Genomic DNA, 18,648 nt, shown 5'->3' with positions numbered 1-18,648 from the left:
ATACCTGGGGTAACGGGTCGGGAAACGTCAGCCCATCGGGTTCATCCGCCGTCCGCCGGGTGCGTTCCGCACCGCCTCACACATCGCGAGGACCGGCGGGGTCGTCTGGTGGACCTCGATGGCGTGGCCGAAGAGCGGGCCGCCCTCCAACCAGTCCGCCCACGCGACCGTCCGCGATGCGGATACGCCGTGGCGTCCACGGCCACGTCGCCGATCGCGCCGCCCTGACCCAGCACCTCGATCTGGGTGATGTCCGAGCCGAGCGACCGTGCGCGCGCATCAAGACGTCCACCAGGCGCGGGGAGAGTTCCACGGCGAAACCCGCTTTGACGTACGTGCGGAGCCCGTGCCGGAAGACCTCGTCGCCGGCGGTCTGGATGCTCAGGTAGGGGACCGGCGCGACTTCGGAGGCCACGGGCCGGGTCGACGGTGACGGCGCGCAGGCCGCGCAGCGAGATGACCAGGCCGTCGTCGACCGGGCATGCTGTGCCCGCCGCCGCGTACGGCTGTCTCCAGGTCGTGCTCGCGGGCGTAGGACAGCGCGGCCACCACGTCGGCGCAGTGCGCGATCGCGGCCGGGCGGCGCTGGTGCAGGCCGCTCGAGATCTGCCGGTCGCGGTCGTACGCGTCGTCGCCGGGCCGGACCCCTCGGCGTCCAGGCGAACAACGTCAGCACCGCCGTACGTCTGCTGGAGGCCGACGGCCTGCTGGCGAAGCGGCGGGACGAGGTGGACGGCCGGGTCGCCCGCCTGTACCCGACGTCGAAGGCCCCGGCCGCGCGTGGTCGCCGGGAGGAGGCCTGGGGCGACTCGACGATCGACGCGCTGGATCACCTGGAGCCGGCGGACGCGGAGGCGCTGCTGGCGGCGTCCGGGGTGCTGCGGCGGCTCGCGGATCACCTGGCCCAGACCGGCCGTTTCTAGCACCGCCTCCGCCGAAAGTACGGTTTTCCCGCCGTTCTTCGGACCGAGAAATCCGTGGCCACGAGCCCGATGAGCGCGGCGCCCGCGGCCGGGAGCATCGACCACATGAAATCGCGCAGGAGCTGGCTCATCCCGACCGGCCTGATCGCCCTGACCGTCATCCCGTCCCTCGGCGGCGCCGCCCGGCTGAGCGACTTGGCCTCGAACGGGCCGGTGACCGCCGGCAACGCCCGCTTCCACGCCATGCCGCTGCCGGTCGTGCTGCACATCGTCGCGGCCCTGCTGTACTGCTTTGCCGGCGCGTTCCAGTTCGCGCCCCGGTTCCGGCGCCGCCACCCGCGGTGGCACCGCACGGCCGGCTGGGTGCTGGTGCCGGCCGGCCTGACGGTCGCGGTCACCGGCGCCTGGATGACCTTGACGTACGCGTTCCCGCCGCCCGACGGCCTGGCCGTGAAGGTCGAGCGGCTGATCGTGGCCCCGGCGATGTTCGCGGCGATCGTGCTGGCGATCGTGGCCGTCCGCGGGCGGAACATCGCCGCCCACCGGGCCTGGATGATCCGGGCGTACGCGCTGGGCCAGGGCGCCGGCACCCAGGCGCTCACCCAGCTGCCGTGGATCCTGCTGGTCGGCCCGACCGGCACGATCTCCCGCGCGATCCTGATGGGCGCCGCCTGGGTGATCAACGTGATCGTCGCCGAGTGGATCATCCGGCGCTACCCGATGGGCACCGGCGCGGTCCGCAAACGCCGCCCGGCCCCGGCGCTGACCGGGGTCGCCTGAGGAGCCGGAGTCGCCTGAGGAGCCGGAGTCGCCTGAGGAGAGCGTGTCGCACCGATGTCACCTCCCGCGGCGCACAATGTCGCCATGCGGGTGTTGGTGGCCGAGGATCACCGGACCCTCGCCGCCCGGATCGGCGAGGGGCTGCGCGACGCGGGACTGGCGGTCGACGTGGTCAACGACGGCGCCGCCGCGCTGGCCGCCGCCGCGGAGACCGCGTACGACGTCGTGGTTCTGGATCGTGACCTGCCGGCCGTGCACGGCGACCAGGTGTGCCGGCGACTGGCCGGCGGGACGCCGCGGATCCTGCTGCTGACCGCGGCGTCCGGGGTGGACGATCGGGTGGACGGGCTCGAGCTGGGCGCCGACGACTACCTGGGCAAGCCGTTCGCGTTCCACGAGCTGGTCGCCCGGGTGCGCGCGCTCGGCCGCCGGGCCCCGTCGGCGCCGCCGATGGTGCGGCTGGGCGACCTCACCGTCGACCGGGCGCGGCACCGGGCCACCCGCGGCGACCGGATGCTGTCGCTGACCCGCAAGGAGTTCGGCGTGCTGGAGATGCTGGCCGCCGCGGACGGGGGACTGGTGAGCGCGGAGGAACTGCTGGAACACGTCTGGGACGCCAACGCCGACCCGTTCAGCAACATCGTGTCGGTGACGATGACCCGGCTGCGCCGCAAGCTCGGCGAGCCGCCGCTGATCCGTACCGTCGTCGGCAGGGGTTACCGGCTGTGCGACCGCGACTGACCGTCCGCGCCCGGCTGACGCTGCTGTACACCGGGCTGTTCCTGGCCGGCGGCGTCGCGCTGGTCGCCATCACGTACGGCGTGGTCGCGGGTTTTCCGTATGCGAAGGCGGACGACACCGGCAAGCCCGGCGGCAGCCAGGAGCTGCTGACGATGTGCCGCGACTATCAGAGCAGCCCCGACACGAAACTGCGCTACAAGTGCGAGGTGGCCTACCAGGAAGGAAAGGCGGCCGGGGCGAAGGACCAGCGGCAGGCCACCCTCGACAACCTGCTCCGGTCGTCGTTGCTCGCGCTCGGCGGGGTGACCGTCTTCGCCGCCGCGGCCGGCTGGTTCGTGGCCGGCCGGGTGCTGCGCCCGGTCAAGCAGATCACCGCGGCCGCCCGGGCCGCCTCCGAGCACAACCTGGACGCCCGGGTCGCGCTCACCGGCCCCCGCGACGAACTGCGCGAACTGGCCGACACGTTCGACGCGATGCTGGCCCGGCTGCAGGCGGCGTTCGCGAGCCAGGGCCGGTTCATCGCCGACGCCGGGCACGAGCTGCGCACCCCGCTCACCGTGATGCGGACCGCGGTCGACGTGGTGCTCGCCAAGCCCGACCCGACCCGGGAGGAGCTGCGCGACATGGGCCGGGAGGTGCAGGCCGCGGTGGCGCAGACCGAACGGCTGATCGCCGCGCTGCTCACCCTGGCCCGCAACCAGGGCGGCCTGACCGTCCGCGAGCCGGTCGACCTGGCCACGGTCGCCGAGGACGCGCTCGACTCGGCCGGCACCGACGGCGTACGGCGGCATGCTCTGCTCGATCCGGCGGCCACGGTCGGCGACCCGGTGCTGCTCGAGCGGCTGGTGGTGAACCTGCTGGAGAACGCGGCCCGCTACAACGTCCCCGACGGCGAGCTGTGGGTGGTGACCGGCGCCGACGACCGAACGGCCTCGGTGACCGTGGCCAACCGCGGCCCGGTGGTCCCCGCCGACCAGGTGGCCGCCCTGTTCGAGCCGTTCCACCGCCTGAACGGCCGCACCGCCGACGGCGGCCTGGGCCTCGGCCTGACCATCGTCGCGTCGATCGCCGAGATGCACGCCGGCGCGGTGACCGCCCACCCGCGCCCGGACGGCGGCCTGACCGTTAGAGTCACCTTGCCGCTCGGCTGAGGGGAGGGGACCCGCGTGGCGGACGCCGATGACGTGCGCCGGCTGGCGCTGAGCCTGCCCGAGGTCGAGGAGATCGACAGCGACGGCTTCGACTTCCGGGTCGGCAACCGTGGCTTCGTCTGGTCCTACCCCGAGCGGCAGCCCGGCAAGCCGCGGGTGATCCGTACCGACGTCGCGGTTCTGTATGTCGGCGACGAGGCGGAGAAGCAGGCGCTGCTGCTGGGCGAGCCCGGCCTGTTCTTCACCCACCCCAGCTACGACGGCCTGCCGCTGGTGATGCTGCGCCTGCCCGAGTGCACGGTCGACCGCCTCACCGAGCTCGTCACCGACGCGTGGCGCATGCGCGCCCCCGCCGACCTGACCGGCGACCTCTAGGAGAGCCGCAGCTCCGCCCAGTCCAGCAGTCCGTCGCCGAGGTCCCGTACGGTCGCGAGCAAGCCCAGCCGTGCCGCCCGCACCGGCTCGTCCTCGGCCATCACGAAGACCTCGTCGAAGAACGTCGCCAGCGGCGCCACCAGCCGCGACACCACCTCGGTGAACCGGAACAGGTCCGGCTCCGGCGACGCCCCGAGCTCGTCGCGCGCCGTCGCCACGGCCGCGAGCAGCGCCACCTCGGCCGGCTCCTTCAGCACCCCGGCGTCGAAGCCGGCGGCCGTCGACGGGGGCACGATCCGGCGCGCCCGCTGCACCGCCTCCGCGACCGCCACGAAGTCCGGGTTCGCCGTCACCGTGGCCAGCTGGGTCAGCAGGTTCCCGGCGACCGACGGGCGATCGGCGTGGCCCAGCACCGCCCGTACCCGATCGACCGGGAAACCCTCCTCGACCAGCGCCTGCTCGAGCCGCTTGGCGAGGAACTCGGCGCACCCGGCCAGCACCTCGTCGGACACCGGCACCGGCTGCCTCGACGCCGCCGCCCGCAGCGCGCCGGTCAGCGACAGCGCGGCCAGCGCCGGATGCGCCCGGTGCACGGCGAGCAGCCCCAGCACCGCGCGGCGCACGGCGAACGGGTCGCTGCTGCCGGTCGGCAGCCCGACCGTGGCGGCCAGCCCGGCGACCAGGTCGAGCCGATCCGCCAGCGACAGCAGCGCGCCCGGCAGCGAGGCCGGCAGGTCGTCGCCGGTGTTGCGGGGCAGCTCGGCCTCGTAGATCGCCTGCGCGACCTGCCGCGGCTCGCCGGCGTGCAGCGCGTAGTCGCGGGCCATCAGGCCGGCCAGGCTGGTCATCTCGGTGACCAGCTGCGAGCCGAGGTCGAACTTCACCAGCGCCGCCGCCCGGTTGAGCACGGCCGACGACAGGTCGAGCGACGCCGCCAGGTCGAGCGCCAATGACGAGATGCGGGTGGCCCGGTCGGCCATCGAGCCAAGTCGATCGGTGAAGGTGAGCCGCCGCAGCCGCTCGCGCATCTCCGGCAGCGGCGTCTCCCGGTCGGCGCGGTAGAAGAAGGCCGCGTCCTCGTAGCGGGCCCGCAGCACCGCCTCGTTGCCGGTCCGCACGAGCTCCACGTCGACCGGGCCGTTCGCCACGGTCACGAACATCGGCAGCAGCGCGCCGTCCGCCGACCGGACCGGCAGGTAGCGCTGGTGTTTGCGCATGACCGTGGTCAGCACGGCGTCCGGCAGCGACAGGTAGCTCTCGTCGAAGGTGCCGAGCAGCGGCGTCGGCGCCTCGACCAGATACGTGATCTGGTCGATCAGGGCCGCCTCCCCGCGTACGTCGACCTTGCCGTCCGGGTACACGTTGTCCTGGGCGCCGGTCACGATCAGCTCGAGCCGGTCCTCCGGGTCGGCGACGATCCCGTTGAACGCCAGCGTCTCCATGAACGTCTCGGCCGAGGCGACCTCCACCGTGGGCGTCGCGGCGGTCCGCAGCACGCGGGTCCGGCGGCCGGCCGTGAGCGCTCCCACCGCCACCGGCACCACGTCGTCGCCCCACAGCGCGGTCAGCCAGCGGATCGGCCGGCTGAACGACAGCTGCGGGTCGCGCCAGCGCATGTTCTTCGCCGCGCGCAGCCCGGACACCACCTTCGCGAGCACGGGGGCCAGGACCTCGGCTGCCGCGCCGCCGGCTTCCGGCCGGTTCACCACCACATGGCGTACGCCGTTGAACTCCGCCTCGGCGAGCTCCTGCGGCGCCGCACCCTGGCCGCGCAGGAACCCTTCCAGGGCCTTGGTCGGCGAGCCGTCCGCCGCGTACGCCTGGGCCAGCTTGGGGCCGCGCACCGTCCGCACGTGATCGTCCTCGCGCGCCGCGACGTCGGCGACCACCGCGATCACCCGCCTCGGCGTGACGAAGACGCGCACCTCGCCGTGCGTCAGCCGGGTGCCGGCGAGTCCGCTCCTGATCTCCCGCTCGACCGCTTCCCGGGTCGCCCGGCACTCGGCCGGCGGCAACTCCTCGGTGCCGATCTCGAACACCAGCAACCGCGCACCCGCCCGCTCGGCCGGCGCCGCCGCCGCGGTCGCCACCGCCGCCGGTGCCACCAGACCGAGCGGATGGCCCAGCTCATCGCGGCGCGCCAGCCACAGCTTGGCCACCTCGCCGGCGAGCCGCCGCATCCGGCCGAACTCCGCCGCCCGGTCCGCCGTCGACACCGCGCCGCGCGAGTCGAGCACGTTGAACGCCTGCGAGCACTTGAGCACATACGTGTGCGCCGGCACCGGAAGTCCGGCATCGATCAGCCGCTGCGCCTCCGCCGCGTAGATCTCCAGCAGCTGCCGGTTCGCCGACACATCCGCATCGTCCAGGTAGTACCGGGACATCTCGTACTCGTTCTGGCCGAACACCTCGCCGTAGGAGATTCCCGGCCCGTACTCGATGTCCTTGAAGTGGTTCTTGTCCTGGAGAGCCATGATGATGCGCTCGATGCCGTAGGTGATCTCCACCGACACCGGGTCGAGGTTGATCCCGCCCGCCTGCTGGAAGTACGTGAACTGGGTGATCTCCAGCCCGTCGAGCCAGACCTCCCAGCCGAGCCCCCACGCGCCGAGCGCCGGCGACGCCCAGTTGTCCTCGACGAACCGCACGTCGTGCGTGCTCACGTCGATGCCCAGCGCCGCCAGGCTGCCGAGATACAACTCCTGCGGATTCCCCGGATCGGGCTTCAGGATCACCTGCAACTGCGTGTGCGTCTGCAACCGGTTCGGGTTCTCCCCGTACCGCGAATCGTCCGGCCGCACCGACGGCTCGACATAGACCACCCGCCACGGCTCCGGCCCGAGCACCCGCAGAAACGTCGCCGGATTGAGTGTCCCGGCCCCCACCTCGGTGTTCATCGGCTGCACGACCAGGCAGCCCTGATCAGTCCAGTAGGAGGTCAACCGGGCCAGCGCGTCCTGCATCGTGAGCATGGCTGGCAATTCTAGGTGGGCGGGCGGCGGGGAGCCCCGATTAACCGCCCACCCCCGATCAAAACCATGCGAAAGTACGCGCGACGGCTCCCCGCCGGTCTTGTCAGCCCCCGGTGCTCCGCGCGACCACCTGCAACTCCAGGCCGCAGCGCGCCTCTCGCGTGCGGCTGTGGCCCGCCCTCACGGGCGGATCACCAGGCCACCGTGCCGTGCCGGTCGCGGAAGGTGCCGGTCGGGCCGTCCGGGCCGATGGTGGCGAGTTCGACGATCGCGTCGGTGCCCTCGGTCACCGTTTGCGGGCCGCTGTGCCCGTTGAAGTCGGTCGCGGTGTAACCCGGGTCGGCCGCGTTGACCCGCACGTCCGGCCAGGCTTTCGCGTACTGCGTGGTCAGCATGGTCACGGCGGCCTTCGACGCGGTGTAGAGCGGCGCGATCGGCCGCGACTCGACGCGCCCGGCGTCGTGGGTGGCCGCGAACGACCCCATGCCGCTCGACACGTTGACGATGACCGGGCCGGCGGACTTGCGCAGCAGGGGCAGGAACGCGTGCGTCACCCGGACGATCCCGACGACATTGACCTCGAACACCGCGCTCGCGTCGGCGGCCGTGATCTCGTCGGCGGGGCCGTGCGGCCCGAGCACACCCGCGTTGTTGATCAGGACGTCGAGGTGTCCCTCGCGAGCCGCGACGTCGGCGGCGGCAGCGGCTACCGACGCGTCGTCGGTCACGTCGATCTCGACGAAACGGGCACCTAGCGCGTCCGCGGCGGCCCGGCCACGTTCCGGGTCGCGGGCGCCGACCAGGACGGTGTGGCCGGCCTCGAGCAAACGGCGGGCGGTCTCGTACCCGAGGGATCGGTTGGCTCCGGTGATCAGTGTTGTCGTCATGCCCTCACCATTGCCCCGGTGACCCGGGCGCAACCAGTGCCCTGCGCGGGGGTAGGACGACCAGTACCAGGCACCACAGCGGTCCGGCGTTCCACACTGGGCGGGTGGACGAGACCCTGGGCACCGCCCTGCGCCGCTGGCGCGACCGGCTTTCCCCCGTCGACGTCGGGCGGGCTTCGCGGCCCGGGCGCCGCGCGGCGGGGTTGCGCCGCGAGGAACTCGCCGAGCTGGCGGGCCTGTCGGTCGACTACGTGGTGCGGCTGGAACAGGGCCGCGCCACGAGCCCTTCGGCCCAGGTGGTCGCGAGCCTGGCCAGGGCACTGCAGTTGCAACCCGCGGAACGCGACCACGCGTACCGGCTGGCCGGCCTCCTCCCGCCGCCGCCGGGCACGATCTCCACGCACATCCCTCCGGGAGTCCAGCGCATGCTGGCTCGCCTCGGGGAGTTCCCGGTCGGGGTGTTCAGCGCCGATTGGACGTTGCTGTCCTGGACACCCGCCTGGGCGGCGCTGATCGGCGACCCCGGCGGGCGGAGCGGGACCGAGCTCAACCTGGTGCGGGCGGTCTTCGCCGCCGGCCCCCGCGGGCTCGCCGACTGGCCGGTTCTGCACGACGGCGACGCCCTGAAAGCCGCCCTCGTCGCCGACCTGCGCACGGCACTGGTCGACTACCCCCGCGACCGCGCACTTCTCGACCTGGTCGGGGAGCTGCGCGCCACCAGCCCGGAGTTCGCCCGGCGGTGGGACGAGGGCGCGGTCGGTCCGCACGTCTCGGCCCGCAAGACCATCGTGCACCCGCAGGTCGGCGAGGTGACCTGCGACTGCGACGTGCTCACCGTCCCGGGCTGTGACGTCCGGCTCGTCGTCTACACGGTGGCCGCGGATTCCGCCGATGCGGAGAAGCTGGAGTTCCTTCGGGTGACCAACGGCGTCCCCGCCCGCGCCGCACCGTGAAGGGCCGCTACCAGGTGAAGCGGCCGGGGTAGGTGACGTCGGCCAGTTCCCGCTGGCCCTCGGCGTTGGGGTGGAAGTAGTCGAAGTGGTTGACCAGGTCCAGGGAGTACTGGACCTCGTGGACACTGCCGCCGTCCCAGCGGCAATGCTTTCCGTACGACCGGCACGCCTCCTGCAGGGCGGCGTCGTAGTCGTTGATCCGGTCGCGCACGGCGCGCCGGCGGGAGTCATCGGCCGGGGCGGTCGACGTGGGCGCGGCCAGCATCGCCGGGCAGATGTGGAAGCGGGACCAGACCCGTACCGCGCCGGCGTCGGTGTGGCCGACCTGCCAGAGCCGGTAGACGTCGGGGATGCTCGCCACCAGGACCAGGGATCTGGGCAGGGCCTTGCGGATTTTGGCGAGCGCCGCGTCGACCGAGTCGCGGAAGTCGGTCACCGGCGTCATGGCGGTCACGCCGCCGCCGCACGCGTCGTTCGCGCCGATCAGGACGGTCACGTACTGGGCCTTCATCGCGACCGCGCGGTCGGCCTGCGCGGGCAGCGCCGCGGCCACCGCGCCGGGCTGGGCGAACTCGTGGGCGTGGCCCTTGATCGCGGGGTTCCTGGCGAGGATCCGCGCGTAGTGGCTGTCGACCTGCGACGACGTACCGGTCGACCAGGAGTTCTTGAAGCAGATGAGGAACGCCCCGCAACTGCCGAAGCCCGCGGTGATCGAGTCGCCCAGCGCGGCCATCGAGGACGGATACCCCTTGGCGGACCCGGACGGCGCCGGGGTCGCCCCGCCCGCGCCCTGCTGGCAGGCGAGCGTCAAGGCGCCGAGCACGATCAGCACGACGAGATGCCAGCGGCGGATCATGAAACCCCCGGAGGTGACGGAAAGCCACGTGTCACGCACGGAATGTTAACCCGCCGACGCCAGCAGCCGGTCCGCCACCTCGGATCTCCGGTACAGCACCGAGCGGCCGTGCCGGGCGCTGACCAGTAAGCCGCCGGCCCGGAGCGCCCGCAGATGCTGGTTGACGGCGGTGGTGGTGACGCCGAGCCGGGCCGCCAGTTCGGTCGACGACGCCGGCGTCCCGAGGTGCACGAGCAGGCCGGCGCGCACGGCGCCGAGCAGGGCCGTGAGCGCTCCCGGCGCCGGCAGGGGCTGCGGCTCCCAGAGCGTGCCCACCCCGCGGGCGGCGTAGAGGATGAGCGGCGGCTCGTCGGGGGAGATGGGCGTGGAGGCGTTCAGCGTCCAGAGGCTGGGGGCCAGGGTGAGCTGGCCCGCGGTGGGCCGGGTCCACTCGACGTTCGTCCGCAGCCGCACCTCGACCACGTCGCCGACCAGGCTGACCCGCCCGGTGAGGCCGGCGAACATGGCGGCCAGCCCGCGCTGGGCGATCTCCCGCCCGCGGTACGTGACGTCGCCCTCGAGCAGCGCCCGCATCCGCGGCCAGTGTGGCGCGAAACACCGCTCCCAGTAGCCCTCGAGCGCGGACATGATGCGGGACAGCGGCGGCGGCCGGTAGCCGGGACCGTGCAGCGCCCGCAGGTCCCGCTCGACCACCGCCGGCGGGGTGGCGGCGACGAGCGCGAACTCGTCCTCGAGCCGCGTCACCGGTGAGGCGGGCAGCGGGTTGAGGAAGTCCGGCGTCCACAGGATGCCGTTGACCAGCTGGTCCAGGGTCTCCGCGTCCAGGTCGCCGCGGGCCCGCATCAGCTCGTGGATCCACGGCAGGTGCAGCGGGTAGCGGCCCGGATCGCGCCAGGCCCGCAGCGACAGGGACAGCTCGTTGAACGGCGAGATCGCGAACCGGACGCCGGCCAGGTCCTGCCCGACCAGCACGTACCGGACGACCATGAAGCAATACGCTACATCGTTCGCCATGATCAAGAAACGCTGCGAGAAATAGCGGCGTGACCGTCCTCGCGAAAACCCGAAGCAATCCGATCGAACGGGCCCTGACCTGGGCCACCGCGACCTCGTCCCTGGCCAAGGGGCTGCTGTTCGGGGTGAGCGCGCTGTTCTTCACCCGGGTGATCGGGCTGTCCGCGGCCACCGTCGGGCTCGGGCTCACCGTCGCCGGCGCGGGGGGACTGGCCGCCGCGTTCGGGTCGGGGTACGTCGCCGACCGGCTGGGCGCACGGCGGGTGCTGCTGGCCACGACCGTCGCTCAGGGTGCGGCGCTCGCCGCGTACACCCTCGCGCGGAGCGCCCTGGTCTTTGTTCTGGTCGCCTGTGTCGCGGTCGGTTCGGAGGCGGCGCAGCGGACCGCGCGCACGACCCTGCTGGCGCGGCAGTTCACCGGCGGCGACCGGGTCGAGGTGCGCGCCCGGCTGCGGGTGGTCACGAACGTCTTCATCGGAGTCGGCTCGCTGGCCGCCGCGGGAGCGCTCACGGTCGACACGGCCACCGCCTACGGCGCGACGATGGCGGTCGCCGCCGTGCTGGTGCTCTCCGCGACCGTCCCGCTGCGCCGGCTGCCCGAGCCGCCGCGGGTTCACGAGGACCGGCAGCGGACGCCGTTGCGCGACTACCGATACATCGGGATCGCGGCGCTGAACGGCCTGCTCACCATCCAGTTCGGACTGCTCACGGTCGGCCTGCCGCTGTGGGTGACCGGCCACACCCGAGCCCCGGCGGCGACGGTCGCGGCGCTGCTCGTGATCAACACGGCGTTCGTGGCGCTGTTCCAGGTGCGGGCCGCGCGGCTGGTCACCGACATCCGCACGGCCGGCCGGGTGGTGTTCGCCGCCGCGGGAGCGCTCACGGTCGCCTGCGTCCTGTACGCGATCGCCGCGCACGGACCGGTCGCCGTGGCCACCGCGCTGCTCGTGCTGGGCGTGTTCGCGCACAGCACCGGCGAGGTGCTGGCCGAGGCGGGCGGCTGGGAGCTGGCGTTCGAGCTGGCCGACCCGCGCAACGCCGGCGCCTACCAGGGCGTCAGCCAGACCGGCCCGGCGGTCGGCGCCATGCTCGCCCCGGCCGTGGTGACCGGCACCGCGATCGAACACGGCGGGCCGGGCTGGGCGGTGCTGGCGGTCACGTTCCTGCTGGCGGGCGCCGGGACGGCTGTTCTCGCGGCCACGGCAGTGCGGCGAGCCGAGGTGTGAGCCGGCCACGGCGGCGCGAAGGTCCGGCGGGTGAGCCGGCCACGGCGGCGCGAAGGTCCGGCGGGTGAGCCGGCCACGGCGGCGCGAAGGTCCGGTGGGTGAGACGACTGCGGCGGCGCGGCCGCACGGCTGTTCTCGCGGCCACAGCAGTGGGAAGATCCGTCGAGTGAGCTGGCTGCGGCGGCACGACCCGCAACTGACGGCGGTCCGCCGGGCCGCCCGGGTCACGCTGGTCGCCTGCCTCGGCTTCTACCTCTGCCGGTACGTTCTCCACGCGCCCGCGATGGCCCCGTACGCATTGTTCGGCACCGTCGCGCTCGGCGCCCTCTCGCAGATCCCCGGCACGCCCCGGCAGCGCGCCCGCACCCTGCTGATCGTCCTGCCGGTCGCCTGGGTGCTGGTATCGCTCGGCACGTTGCTGTCGTTCAGCACGGTCGCCGCGACGGCCGGCATGTTCGTGCTCGGTTTCACGGTCAGCTACGTGGGCGTGGGCGGGCCGCGGCTGGCCGGGCTGGCCGCCGGCATGCAACTGCTGTACATCCTGCCGTGCTTCCCGCCGTACGACCCGGGTTCGCTGCCCGCCCGGCTGATCGGCGTGACCATGGCGATCGTGCTGCTCGCGGCGGCCGAGGTGACGCTCGGGCCGGACCCGTCGCCGATTCCGTACCAGGCGCGGCTGGGCGCGGCGATCGGCGCGCTGGCCGGCTGCCTCGAGGCGGTCGCGGACACCTGGGAAGGCGACGCGACCGGCCGGGAGCGGCTGGCCGCGCTGCTGCCCGAGGCCACCGAGGCGGCCGAGGCACTGCGCCCGTCCCGGCTGCCGCCGCTGCAACGCCCGGCCTCGGCCGGCCGCCGCGACCGGGCGCTCAGCTCGGCCGCCGGCACGGCCCGGCTGCTGCTCGGCCGTACGGTCGACCTGTTCTTCACCGACGAGGGCGGCGCCGTCACGCTGCCGGCCGCGACCCATCTGGTCCGTCAGGTCGCCGGCTGCGCCGCGGCGGCCGCGGCCTGGCTGCGCGACGAGGGGCCGCTGCCGGACACCGGACTGGTCGTGGGAGCGCTCACGGAGTTCCGGATCGCGCGGATGAACACCGACCCGAACGGCGTCCCGCCGGACCGGCTGCGGCTGGGCGCGCTCGCCCTCGCCCTGGGGGAGTGGAGCAAGTCGCTCATCTTCGCCGTCCGGATCGCCGCCGGCGAGGAGCCGGGCCATCCGGATCCGACGCTGCCGTCCGCGCGGCCGGGACCGTTCTGGTACGCGTACCGCAAGAGTCCCGCTCTTTACCTGCACCGCCTGCGCGAGAATCTCACGCCGCGCTCGGTCGCGTTCCAGGGCGCTCTGCGCCTGGCCGCCGCCCTGGCGGTGGCCCGGCTGCTGGCCGGCGAGCTGGACCTGTCGCACGGCTTCTGGGTGCTGCTGACCATCCTCACCGTGCTGCGCACCTCGGCCGCCGAGACCCGGTCGGCGCTGCGCCCGGCCCTGATCGGCACGGTCGCCGGCTCGCTGGTCGCGGCGCTGCTGCTGATCGGCGGCATCGACCCGACCGTGTTCGCGATCGCGCTGCCGGTGGTCATGCTGGTCGGCTTCGCGGCCGGTCCGCTGCTCGGCCTGGGCTGGTCGCAGGCGCTGTTCACGCTGGTCATCACGTTCGTGTTCGCCCAGGTCACGCCGGTCGACTGGCGGCTGGCCGAGGCGCGCGTGCTGGACGTGCTGCTCGGCGCCGCGATCGGGGTGCTGATCGGGCTGTTCGCGTGGCCGCGCGGAGGTGGCGGCGAGCTGCACCGCGCGACCAGCACGTTCCTGTCCACGGCCGCGGGCGTCGTGCGCGAGACGGTCGACGTGATGGCGAACGGGCGGGAACCGGGCCCGGCCCTGCCGGCCGCCCGGCTGAGCGGGCAACTCGCCGACGCGTCGTTCGCCCTGTACCAGAGCGAACGACATCCGCCGGCGTCGCTGGACTGGCAGGCGACTCTGCTGGCCGGACACCATGCCGTACGCGGATCGGAAGCGCTCGTCCGATCGTGCCCGGCCGGCGGCCTGCTGCCCTGCGTCGTGCCGCTCACCGCGCTCGCGTCGGACGTCGCCGGCCGGTACGAGGACGCGTCCGCGGCCCTGGCCGAGCACGGGAAGCTGCCGACGCCCGGGCCGGCGCTCACCGGGCTGGTCTGGCCCGACGACCTGGGCCAGGACCTGTACGTCATCGCCGACCTGCGGACCTGGCTGGACGGGCTGCGCGAGGACATCGCCGCGATCGGCGGCCGGCCCGAGGGGACCGACGGACTGCGCGGCCGGGTGGCGCAGCTGGCCGACGGGGCGAGCTGAGTTTCCGCCGTTCGGTCCGTATCGCCGCCGCATATGCGACATTCTGCGCAAGTGGCGCAGTTGACTCGGGCTTCGGCGACCCGCGGCGTGCGGGAGCGCCTCGACGCGACCGTGCAGGCGTACCCCGGCCTGCGGGTCGAGCCGGTCCCGGCGCAGTTCCTCCGCCAGCCGGCGACCGAGGCGGGCGGGCAGCGGGTGACCCGCGGCGGGCGGCTGCCCGAGGCCGACGACGAGGTCTTCGAGGTGGTCGGCGAGCTGTGGCGGGAGGCCGGCAGCCTGGTCACCGACACCGCCACCCCCGACGGGCGGCAGTTCGAGGCCACCGACCCGACCGGCTACGTGATCTCGCTGGCCCGCTATGGGCTCGACGACCCGGTGCTGAGTGTGGCGTCGCCGCAGTTCCCGGCGCCGTTCCTGGACCGGGGGCTGACCGCGGGGCTGATCGCCGGGGCCGGGATGGGTTGTCTCGGGCCGTGCGTGGCGCGGATCGGGCCGTCCGAGGCGATCCCGGGGCTCGCTTCGTACTGGGGGTGGGTGCCGTTGTTCGTGCTGATCGCGGGCGGGAGCCTGTGGCTGCCGGAGACCCGCCGCTTCGGCATCGGCCTGGCGGTGACCGGCACGATCATCGGGCTGACCGTCGCGGTGGTCCTGTCCTCGTGAGCCTGTCCTCGTGAGCCTGTCCTCGTGAGCCGCAACTCAGCTGCGACCGGTTTTGCCTGGCCACGGCCTCCGGCGCCGCCGAACGAGACGGCATGCGCATTCGTCTCGCTCTCGCCGCCCTGGTGGCCGTGCTGACCGTGCTGACCGGCGCGCCGGTGGTGGCCCCGGCCGCGCCGCCCGCGGTCAAGGTGGTGACCTTCAACCTGTGCGGGAACGTGTGCCGGTACGGGGAGGTCGCCGCGACCTCGGGCAACATCGCGTACCGGATCCGCAAGATCGGCGCCTCGGTGGCCATGCTGCAGGAGCTTTGCTACTCGCAGTTCCTGGGCATCCGCGGCCGGCTCGCCCGCTACGGCTACACGGCCGAGTTCGCGGCGGCCTCCAACGGCGGGCACTGCGACGACGACGACCACAAGCACGGCAAGGCGTTCGGCATCGCGCTCATAGTCCGCGGGACGATGACCGGGAAGGTGGTGCACCGGCTGCCCAACCCGGAGCCGAGCACCCCGGAGGAGCGGGTCGTGCTCGCGGCCACGGTGCGGTTGCCGGGCCGGTCGCTCTTCGCGGCCACCACGCACACGACGATCGGGTCCAACCTGCCGGTGCAGCTGGCCGCGATCCGGCGCTGGCTGGCCCCGCTGGCGGCCGGCCAGCCGCTGGTGTTCGGCGGGGACCTGAACATCTCGCCGCAGAGGCCGGAGCTGGACGGTTTCTACGCCGCGTTCACCGAGGCCAATGTGGACCGGGAGAAGCCGATGTCCACGTTCATCCCGCGGCCGTCTCGCAAGATCGACTACCTGTTCGGCAGCAAGGGCTTTCTGACGCCTATCTGGGTGGGCCGGGCCGACACGGGGTACTCCGACCATGACATGTACATGGGCGCGTTCCGGTAACCGAGGATCGCATTGTCTCGCCGAGCGAGTATCTAGCCGAGCGAGTATCTAGCCGAGCGAGTATCTAGCCGAGCGAGTATCTAGCCGAGCGAGTATCTTGCTGGGCGAGGGGTGTGGGCGGCACACTCGGCTCCGCCGCGGGATCATGGCGGCATGGATCAGCCGCTACGGAGCTGGGTCGAGGAGCACGCCCTCCCCGGCCGCCGCGTGGCCGCCGAGCGGGATCTCACCGGCGGGTACAGCAACCAGAACACCCTGATCACGATGGCCGACGGCGAGCAGTTCGTGCTCCGCCGCTACCGGGGCGCCAACGCCTGCGCGGTCGAAGCGGCCCTCGCCGTACGGCTGACCGGCGTGGTCCCCATCCCCGAGGTCCTGCCGCCGACGACACCGGGAAGACGGCCGGCGAGCCGGTCCTGCTCTCGGCCTTCGTGCCCGGCCGGCAGGTCGGCGAGGTGCTCACCGGCGCGACCGCCGCCGAGCTGGGCCGCGCGGTCGGCGCCACGCTGGCCGCGATCGGTTCGGTGACGTTCGCCGCGCCCGGTTTCTTCGCCGACGCCCGCCTCGAGCCCGGGCCGCCCGGCGCCGAGCCGACGGCCGGGCTCGACGCCTGGGTCGACCGCTGCCTGCGCGAGAGCAACGCCGCCGGCCACCTGACCGAGGCCGAACAGCGGCAGCTGCGCCGCTACGCCGAGGAGGCCACCCCGCGGCTGGCCGTCCTGGCCGGCAGCAGCCGGCTCGTGCACGCCGACTTCAACCCCAAGAACCTCCTGGCCGTACGGGACAGTGCCGGCTGGCGGGTGGTCGCGGCCCTCGACTGGGAGTACGCGTTCAGCAGCTCCCCGCTCTACGACGTCGGCAACATGCTCCGCTTCCCGCGCCCGCCCGGCTTCGAGGAGGCGTTCCTGGCCGGCTTCCGAGCTCACGGCGGCGAGCTGCCCCCGGACTGGCGCCGGCTCAGCCGCGCGCTCGACCTGTACTCGCTGGCGGACTTCCTGACCCGCCCGGTCGAGCACCGCTACTTCGGCCGGGCCATCGATCGGATCCGAGCCATGCTCACCACCGGGGAGCGCGGGCCGGCGTCTCCGCCGGGACCCGCTCCACGTTGACATGCGGCCGGCCGGCCGTCCAGGACCGGGAGTTGTCCCGGGCCCTGAACGACCGGCTGATCACCGCGGCGGCCGAGATCGCCGCCAGGCTGCTGAACACTTTGTCCGACGATAGGCAAATGCCGGATAAATCGGGCAGTCAGACCCGCTGGGCGCGCCGGAAACCGCCGCCGAACCGCTTGGTGTCCCGCTTGGCGTCGTACATCGCCTCGTCGGCACCGCGCATGAGCTCGTCGTAGGAGTCGGCGTCGTCCGGGAACAGCGCGATGCCCACGCTGCCGCCGATCTGCACCTGTTTGCCCTCGATGGTGAACGGCTCGCGCAGCCGGTCCACGATCCGGTCGGCCACCGCGGTCGCCACCTTCTCGTCCGGGTCGCGGGTCAGCAGGATGGCGAACTCGTCGCCGCCCAGCCGGGACACCACGTCGACCTCGCGGACCGCGCCGAGCAGCCGCTTCGCCACCTGCTGCAGGAGGGCGTCGCCGGTCTGGTGCCCGGCGGTGTCGTTGACCTCCTTGAAGCCGTTCAGGTCGAGCAGCATCAGCGCCGTACGGGTGCCGGTCGCTCCGGCCAGCTCGACCGCCTGTTCGGCCCGTTCGAGCAGGTACGACCGGTTCGGCAGCCCGGTCAGCGAGTCGTGGAACGCCTGGTGGGACAGCTGGGCCACGTGCGCCTGGGCGGCCTGCCGCATCCCGGCGCTGTCCACGATCAGGCCGCCCTCGACCGAGAGCTGCTCGGCGAGGATGCGGTCGCGGCTGGTCCACTCCCGGCCGGCGCCGTCGCCGCACATGATCAGGCCGACCGCGCCCTGGGACGACTTGATCGGGATCGCCACGTACGACTTCATGCCCATCTGCCTGATGACCCCGTCCGGCAGCGCCGCGACATTCGTGGCGTCGGCGACCAGGGCGGGCTTGCCGTCCGCGGTGGCCTTCCACACCGGCGCGTCCGAGGCCTGGGTGCCGATCAGGTGGGCGAGCTTGGCGTCGCCGTCCTCCAGGCCGACGCTGTGCATGTACCGGATCCGGCCCTCGTGGTCGACGAGCCCGATCGCGGCGTGGTCCGTGCGGAACGCCTCGGCGGCCGACGCGACCAGGATGCGGGCCGCCTCGTCGACGGTGGTGGCCTCCATGCCCTGCTCGAACAGGCGCCGGATGATCCCCGACGTGTGCGCGAGGAACTGCCGCTGCTTCTCCGCGGCCAGCCCCTGCAGGGTGGTCGCGAAGTGCAAGGCCAGCGGGTAGACGACGTCCAGCCGGAGCAGGTCGAGATGCGGGCCGGTGAGCAGCAGCACGCCGACGGTCTGCCCGCCGATGCGCAGTCGCACCGCCATCCGCTCGCCGTCGACCAGCGGCTTCGCGCCGGCGGCCATCCGGAACACCTTGCCCGCGGTGATCATGTCACGGCCGCCCGGTTCGCCGAGGCGCGCGGTCGGATTCAGCAGGCCGGTCTCCGAGTCCAGCTCGAAGACGGTCGCGGCGGTCAACCCGGAGGCGGCCTGCAGATAGGGCACGGCCAGGTTGAGCACGTGCTGTACCGACGGAGTGTCCTTGGTCATGAAGCCGACCAGGTCGGCAAGCAGCGCGTCCTGCGGATCGCCGGAATGATCCGGCGAATCCAGGACTGCGCCCCCCGGTCGCATCTCGCTGCTCACGCTCACTGTCACGGCATAACGAGTCGGCAGTCGGCCGCGACGGTTGAGGGGCCGGGGTCCCGGGCTCGGTCGCAGTTGGGTTGCGGACCGCCGCTCGGGCATAGATGGTGATGAAACCTCTTCCTCTCCGA

Annotated in this window: 17 protein-coding genes; 12 read left to right on the top strand and 5 right to left on the bottom strand. The window is 73.2% G+C overall.

The genetic code is table 11. The features are described 5' to 3' along the window. Nucleotides 1-728 precede the first annotated feature (728 nt). The 5 genes from IH26_RS0133615 to IH26_RS0133595 all read left to right on the top strand — a co-directional run bounded on the left by IH26_RS0133615 (nucleotide 729) and on the right by IH26_RS0133595 (nucleotide 3,970). A complete protein-coding gene (locus IH26_RS0133615) occupies nucleotides 729-923 on the top strand; it encodes a hypothetical protein (RefSeq protein WP_030440293.1) in 195 nt (64 codons plus the stop codon). Nucleotides 924-1,028: 105 nt separating this feature from the next. Beyond that, the gene (locus tag IH26_RS54290; RefSeq protein ID WP_051809094.1) at nucleotides 1,029-1,703 is read left to right on the top strand and encodes a DUF2306 domain-containing protein; all 675 of its coding nucleotides are present in this window, start codon (nucleotides 1,029-1,031) and stop codon (nucleotides 1,701-1,703) included. Nucleotides 1,704-1,787: 84 nt separating this feature from the next. Then, the gene (locus IH26_RS58580; protein WP_030440291.1) at nucleotides 1,788-2,444 is read left to right on the top strand and encodes a response regulator transcription factor; all 657 of its coding nucleotides are present in this window, start codon (nucleotides 1,788-1,790) and stop codon (nucleotides 2,442-2,444) included. Further along, nucleotides 2,429-3,595 (top strand): HAMP domain-containing sensor histidine kinase, encoded by a 1,167-nt coding sequence (locus IH26_RS0133600; protein ID WP_034216555.1) that lies wholly within the window; start codon nucleotides 2,429-2,431, stop codon nucleotides 3,593-3,595. Before IH26_RS58580 ends, IH26_RS0133600 begins: the two co-directional genes overlap by 16 nt. Before the next feature lie 15 nt (nucleotides 3,596-3,610). After that, the gene (locus tag IH26_RS0133595; protein ID WP_030440290.1) at nucleotides 3,611-3,970 is read left to right on the top strand and encodes an MmcQ/YjbR family DNA-binding protein; all 360 of its coding nucleotides are present in this window, start codon (nucleotides 3,611-3,613) and stop codon (nucleotides 3,968-3,970) included. On the opposite strand, the gene IH26_RS0133590 is transcribed toward IH26_RS0133595, so the two are convergent. Then, nucleotides 3,967-6,942: a glycine--tRNA ligase gene (locus IH26_RS0133590; RefSeq protein ID WP_030440289.1), complete on the bottom strand. Its 2,976-nt coding sequence runs from the start codon at nucleotides 6,940-6,942 to the stop codon at nucleotides 3,967-3,969. The two genes, IH26_RS0133595 and IH26_RS0133590, sit on opposite strands and share 4 nt — an antisense overlap. Nucleotides 6,943-7,133: 191 nt before the next feature. Then, nucleotides 7,134-7,829: an SDR family NAD(P)-dependent oxidoreductase gene (locus IH26_RS0133585; protein WP_030440288.1), complete on the bottom strand. Its 696-nt coding sequence runs from the start codon at nucleotides 7,827-7,829 to the stop codon at nucleotides 7,134-7,136. Nucleotides 7,830-7,933: 104 nt separating this feature from the next. On the opposite strand from IH26_RS0133585, the gene IH26_RS0133580 reads away from it, so the two are divergent. Continuing rightward, entirely contained in the window at nucleotides 7,934-8,782 is an 849-nt protein-coding gene (locus IH26_RS0133580) for a helix-turn-helix transcriptional regulator (protein WP_030440287.1), read from the top strand. Between the two features lie 7 nt (nucleotides 8,783-8,789). Here the strand turns inward: IH26_RS0133580 and IH26_RS0133575 are convergent, their stop codons facing one another. Next, nucleotides 8,790-9,638 (bottom strand): GDSL-type esterase/lipase family protein, encoded by an 849-nt coding sequence (locus tag IH26_RS0133575; protein ID WP_030440286.1) that lies wholly within the window; start codon nucleotides 9,636-9,638, stop codon nucleotides 8,790-8,792. 45 nt (nucleotides 9,639-9,683) lie between these two features. Next, complete coding sequence (locus tag IH26_RS0133570; protein WP_030440285.1) at nucleotides 9,684-10,625, bottom strand: ArsR/SmtB family transcription factor; 942 nt, start codon at nucleotides 10,623-10,625, stop codon at nucleotides 9,684-9,686. Nucleotides 10,626-10,681: 56 nt separating this feature from the next. Here IH26_RS0133570 and IH26_RS0133565 point away from each other — a divergent pair, with 56 nt between their 5' ends. The 6 genes from IH26_RS0133565 to IH26_RS56355 all read left to right on the top strand — a co-directional run bounded on the left by IH26_RS0133565 (nucleotide 10,682) and on the right by IH26_RS56355 (nucleotide 16,863). Next, the gene (locus IH26_RS0133565; RefSeq protein WP_084599255.1) at nucleotides 10,682-11,878 is read left to right on the top strand and encodes an MFS transporter; all 1,197 of its coding nucleotides are present in this window, start codon (nucleotides 10,682-10,684) and stop codon (nucleotides 11,876-11,878) included. A gap of 166 nt (nucleotides 11,879-12,044) precedes the next feature. Continuing rightward, a complete protein-coding gene (locus IH26_RS0133560; RefSeq protein ID WP_051808976.1) occupies nucleotides 12,045-14,201 on the top strand; it encodes an FUSC family protein in 2,157 nt (718 codons plus the stop codon). A gap of 51 nt (nucleotides 14,202-14,252) precedes the next feature. After that, nucleotides 14,253-14,861 carry a hypothetical protein gene (locus IH26_RS0133555; RefSeq protein WP_030440282.1) on the top strand — a complete coding sequence of 203 codons (609 nt, stop codon included), beginning with the start codon at nucleotides 14,253-14,255 and terminating at the stop codon, nucleotides 14,859-14,861. Between the two features lie 92 nt (nucleotides 14,862-14,953). Further along, nucleotides 14,954-15,754: an endonuclease/exonuclease/phosphatase family protein gene (locus IH26_RS0133550; RefSeq protein ID WP_030440281.1), complete on the top strand. Its 801-nt coding sequence runs from the start codon at nucleotides 14,954-14,956 to the stop codon at nucleotides 15,752-15,754. 153 nt (nucleotides 15,755-15,907) lie between these two features. After that, nucleotides 15,908-16,282 carry a phosphotransferase family protein gene (locus tag IH26_RS63320; RefSeq protein WP_030440280.1) on the top strand — a complete coding sequence of 125 codons (375 nt, stop codon included), beginning with the start codon at nucleotides 15,908-15,910 and terminating at the stop codon, nucleotides 16,280-16,282. Continuing rightward, nucleotides 16,171-16,863, top strand: coding sequence for a phosphotransferase family protein (locus IH26_RS56355; RefSeq protein WP_245665791.1), 693 nt, complete (start codon nucleotides 16,171-16,173; stop codon nucleotides 16,861-16,863). The genes IH26_RS63320 and IH26_RS56355 overlap by 112 nt, the downstream gene beginning before the upstream one ends. Nucleotides 16,864-17,002: 139 nt before the next feature. Here IH26_RS56355 and IH26_RS0133530 read toward each other — a convergent pair whose 3' ends face one another. Continuing rightward, on the bottom strand, nucleotides 17,003-18,523 hold the full coding sequence (locus IH26_RS0133530) for a sensor domain-containing diguanylate cyclase (protein ID WP_245665751.1): 1,521 nt from the start codon (nucleotides 18,521-18,523) through the stop codon (nucleotides 17,003-17,005). Nucleotides 18,524-18,648 lie beyond the last annotated feature (125 nt).

The organism is Actinoplanes subtropicus (genome assembly GCF_000721705.1).
GTDB classification, from domain to species: Bacteria; Actinomycetota; Actinomycetes; order Mycobacteriales; family Micromonosporaceae; genus Actinoplanes; species Actinoplanes subtropicus.
This window is presented reverse-complemented; position numbering and strand designations above follow the sequence as displayed.

What these genes read in the sequence shown, in the direction of transcription:
- IH26_RS54290 (WP_051809094.1), top strand. Translation starts at nt 1,029, where the DNA reads ATGAAATCGCGCAGGAGCTGGCTCATCCCGACCGGCCTGATCGCCCTG.
- IH26_RS58580 (WP_030440291.1), top strand. Translation starts at nt 1,788, where the DNA reads ATGCGGGTGTTGGTGGCCGAGGATCACCGGACCCTCGCCGCCCGGATC.
- IH26_RS0133590 (WP_030440289.1), bottom strand. Translation starts at nt 6,942, where the DNA reads ATGCTCACGATGCAGGACGCGCTGGCCCGGTTGACCTCCTACTGGACT.
- IH26_RS0133585 (WP_030440288.1), bottom strand. Translation starts at nt 7,829, where the DNA reads ATGACGACAACACTGATCACCGGAGCCAACCGATCCCTCGGGTACGAG.
- IH26_RS0133575 (WP_030440286.1), bottom strand. Translation starts at nt 9,638, where the DNA reads ATGATCCGCCGCTGGCATCTCGTCGTGCTGATCGTGCTCGGCGCCTTG.
- IH26_RS0133570 (WP_030440285.1), bottom strand. Translation starts at nt 10,625, where the DNA reads ATGGTCGTCCGGTACGTGCTGGTCGGGCAGGACCTGGCCGGCGTCCGG.
- IH26_RS0133550 (WP_030440281.1), top strand. Translation starts at nt 14,954, where the DNA reads ATGCGCATTCGTCTCGCTCTCGCCGCCCTGGTGGCCGTGCTGACCGTG.
- IH26_RS63320 (WP_030440280.1), top strand. Translation starts at nt 15,908, where the DNA reads ATGGATCAGCCGCTACGGAGCTGGGTCGAGGAGCACGCCCTCCCCGGC.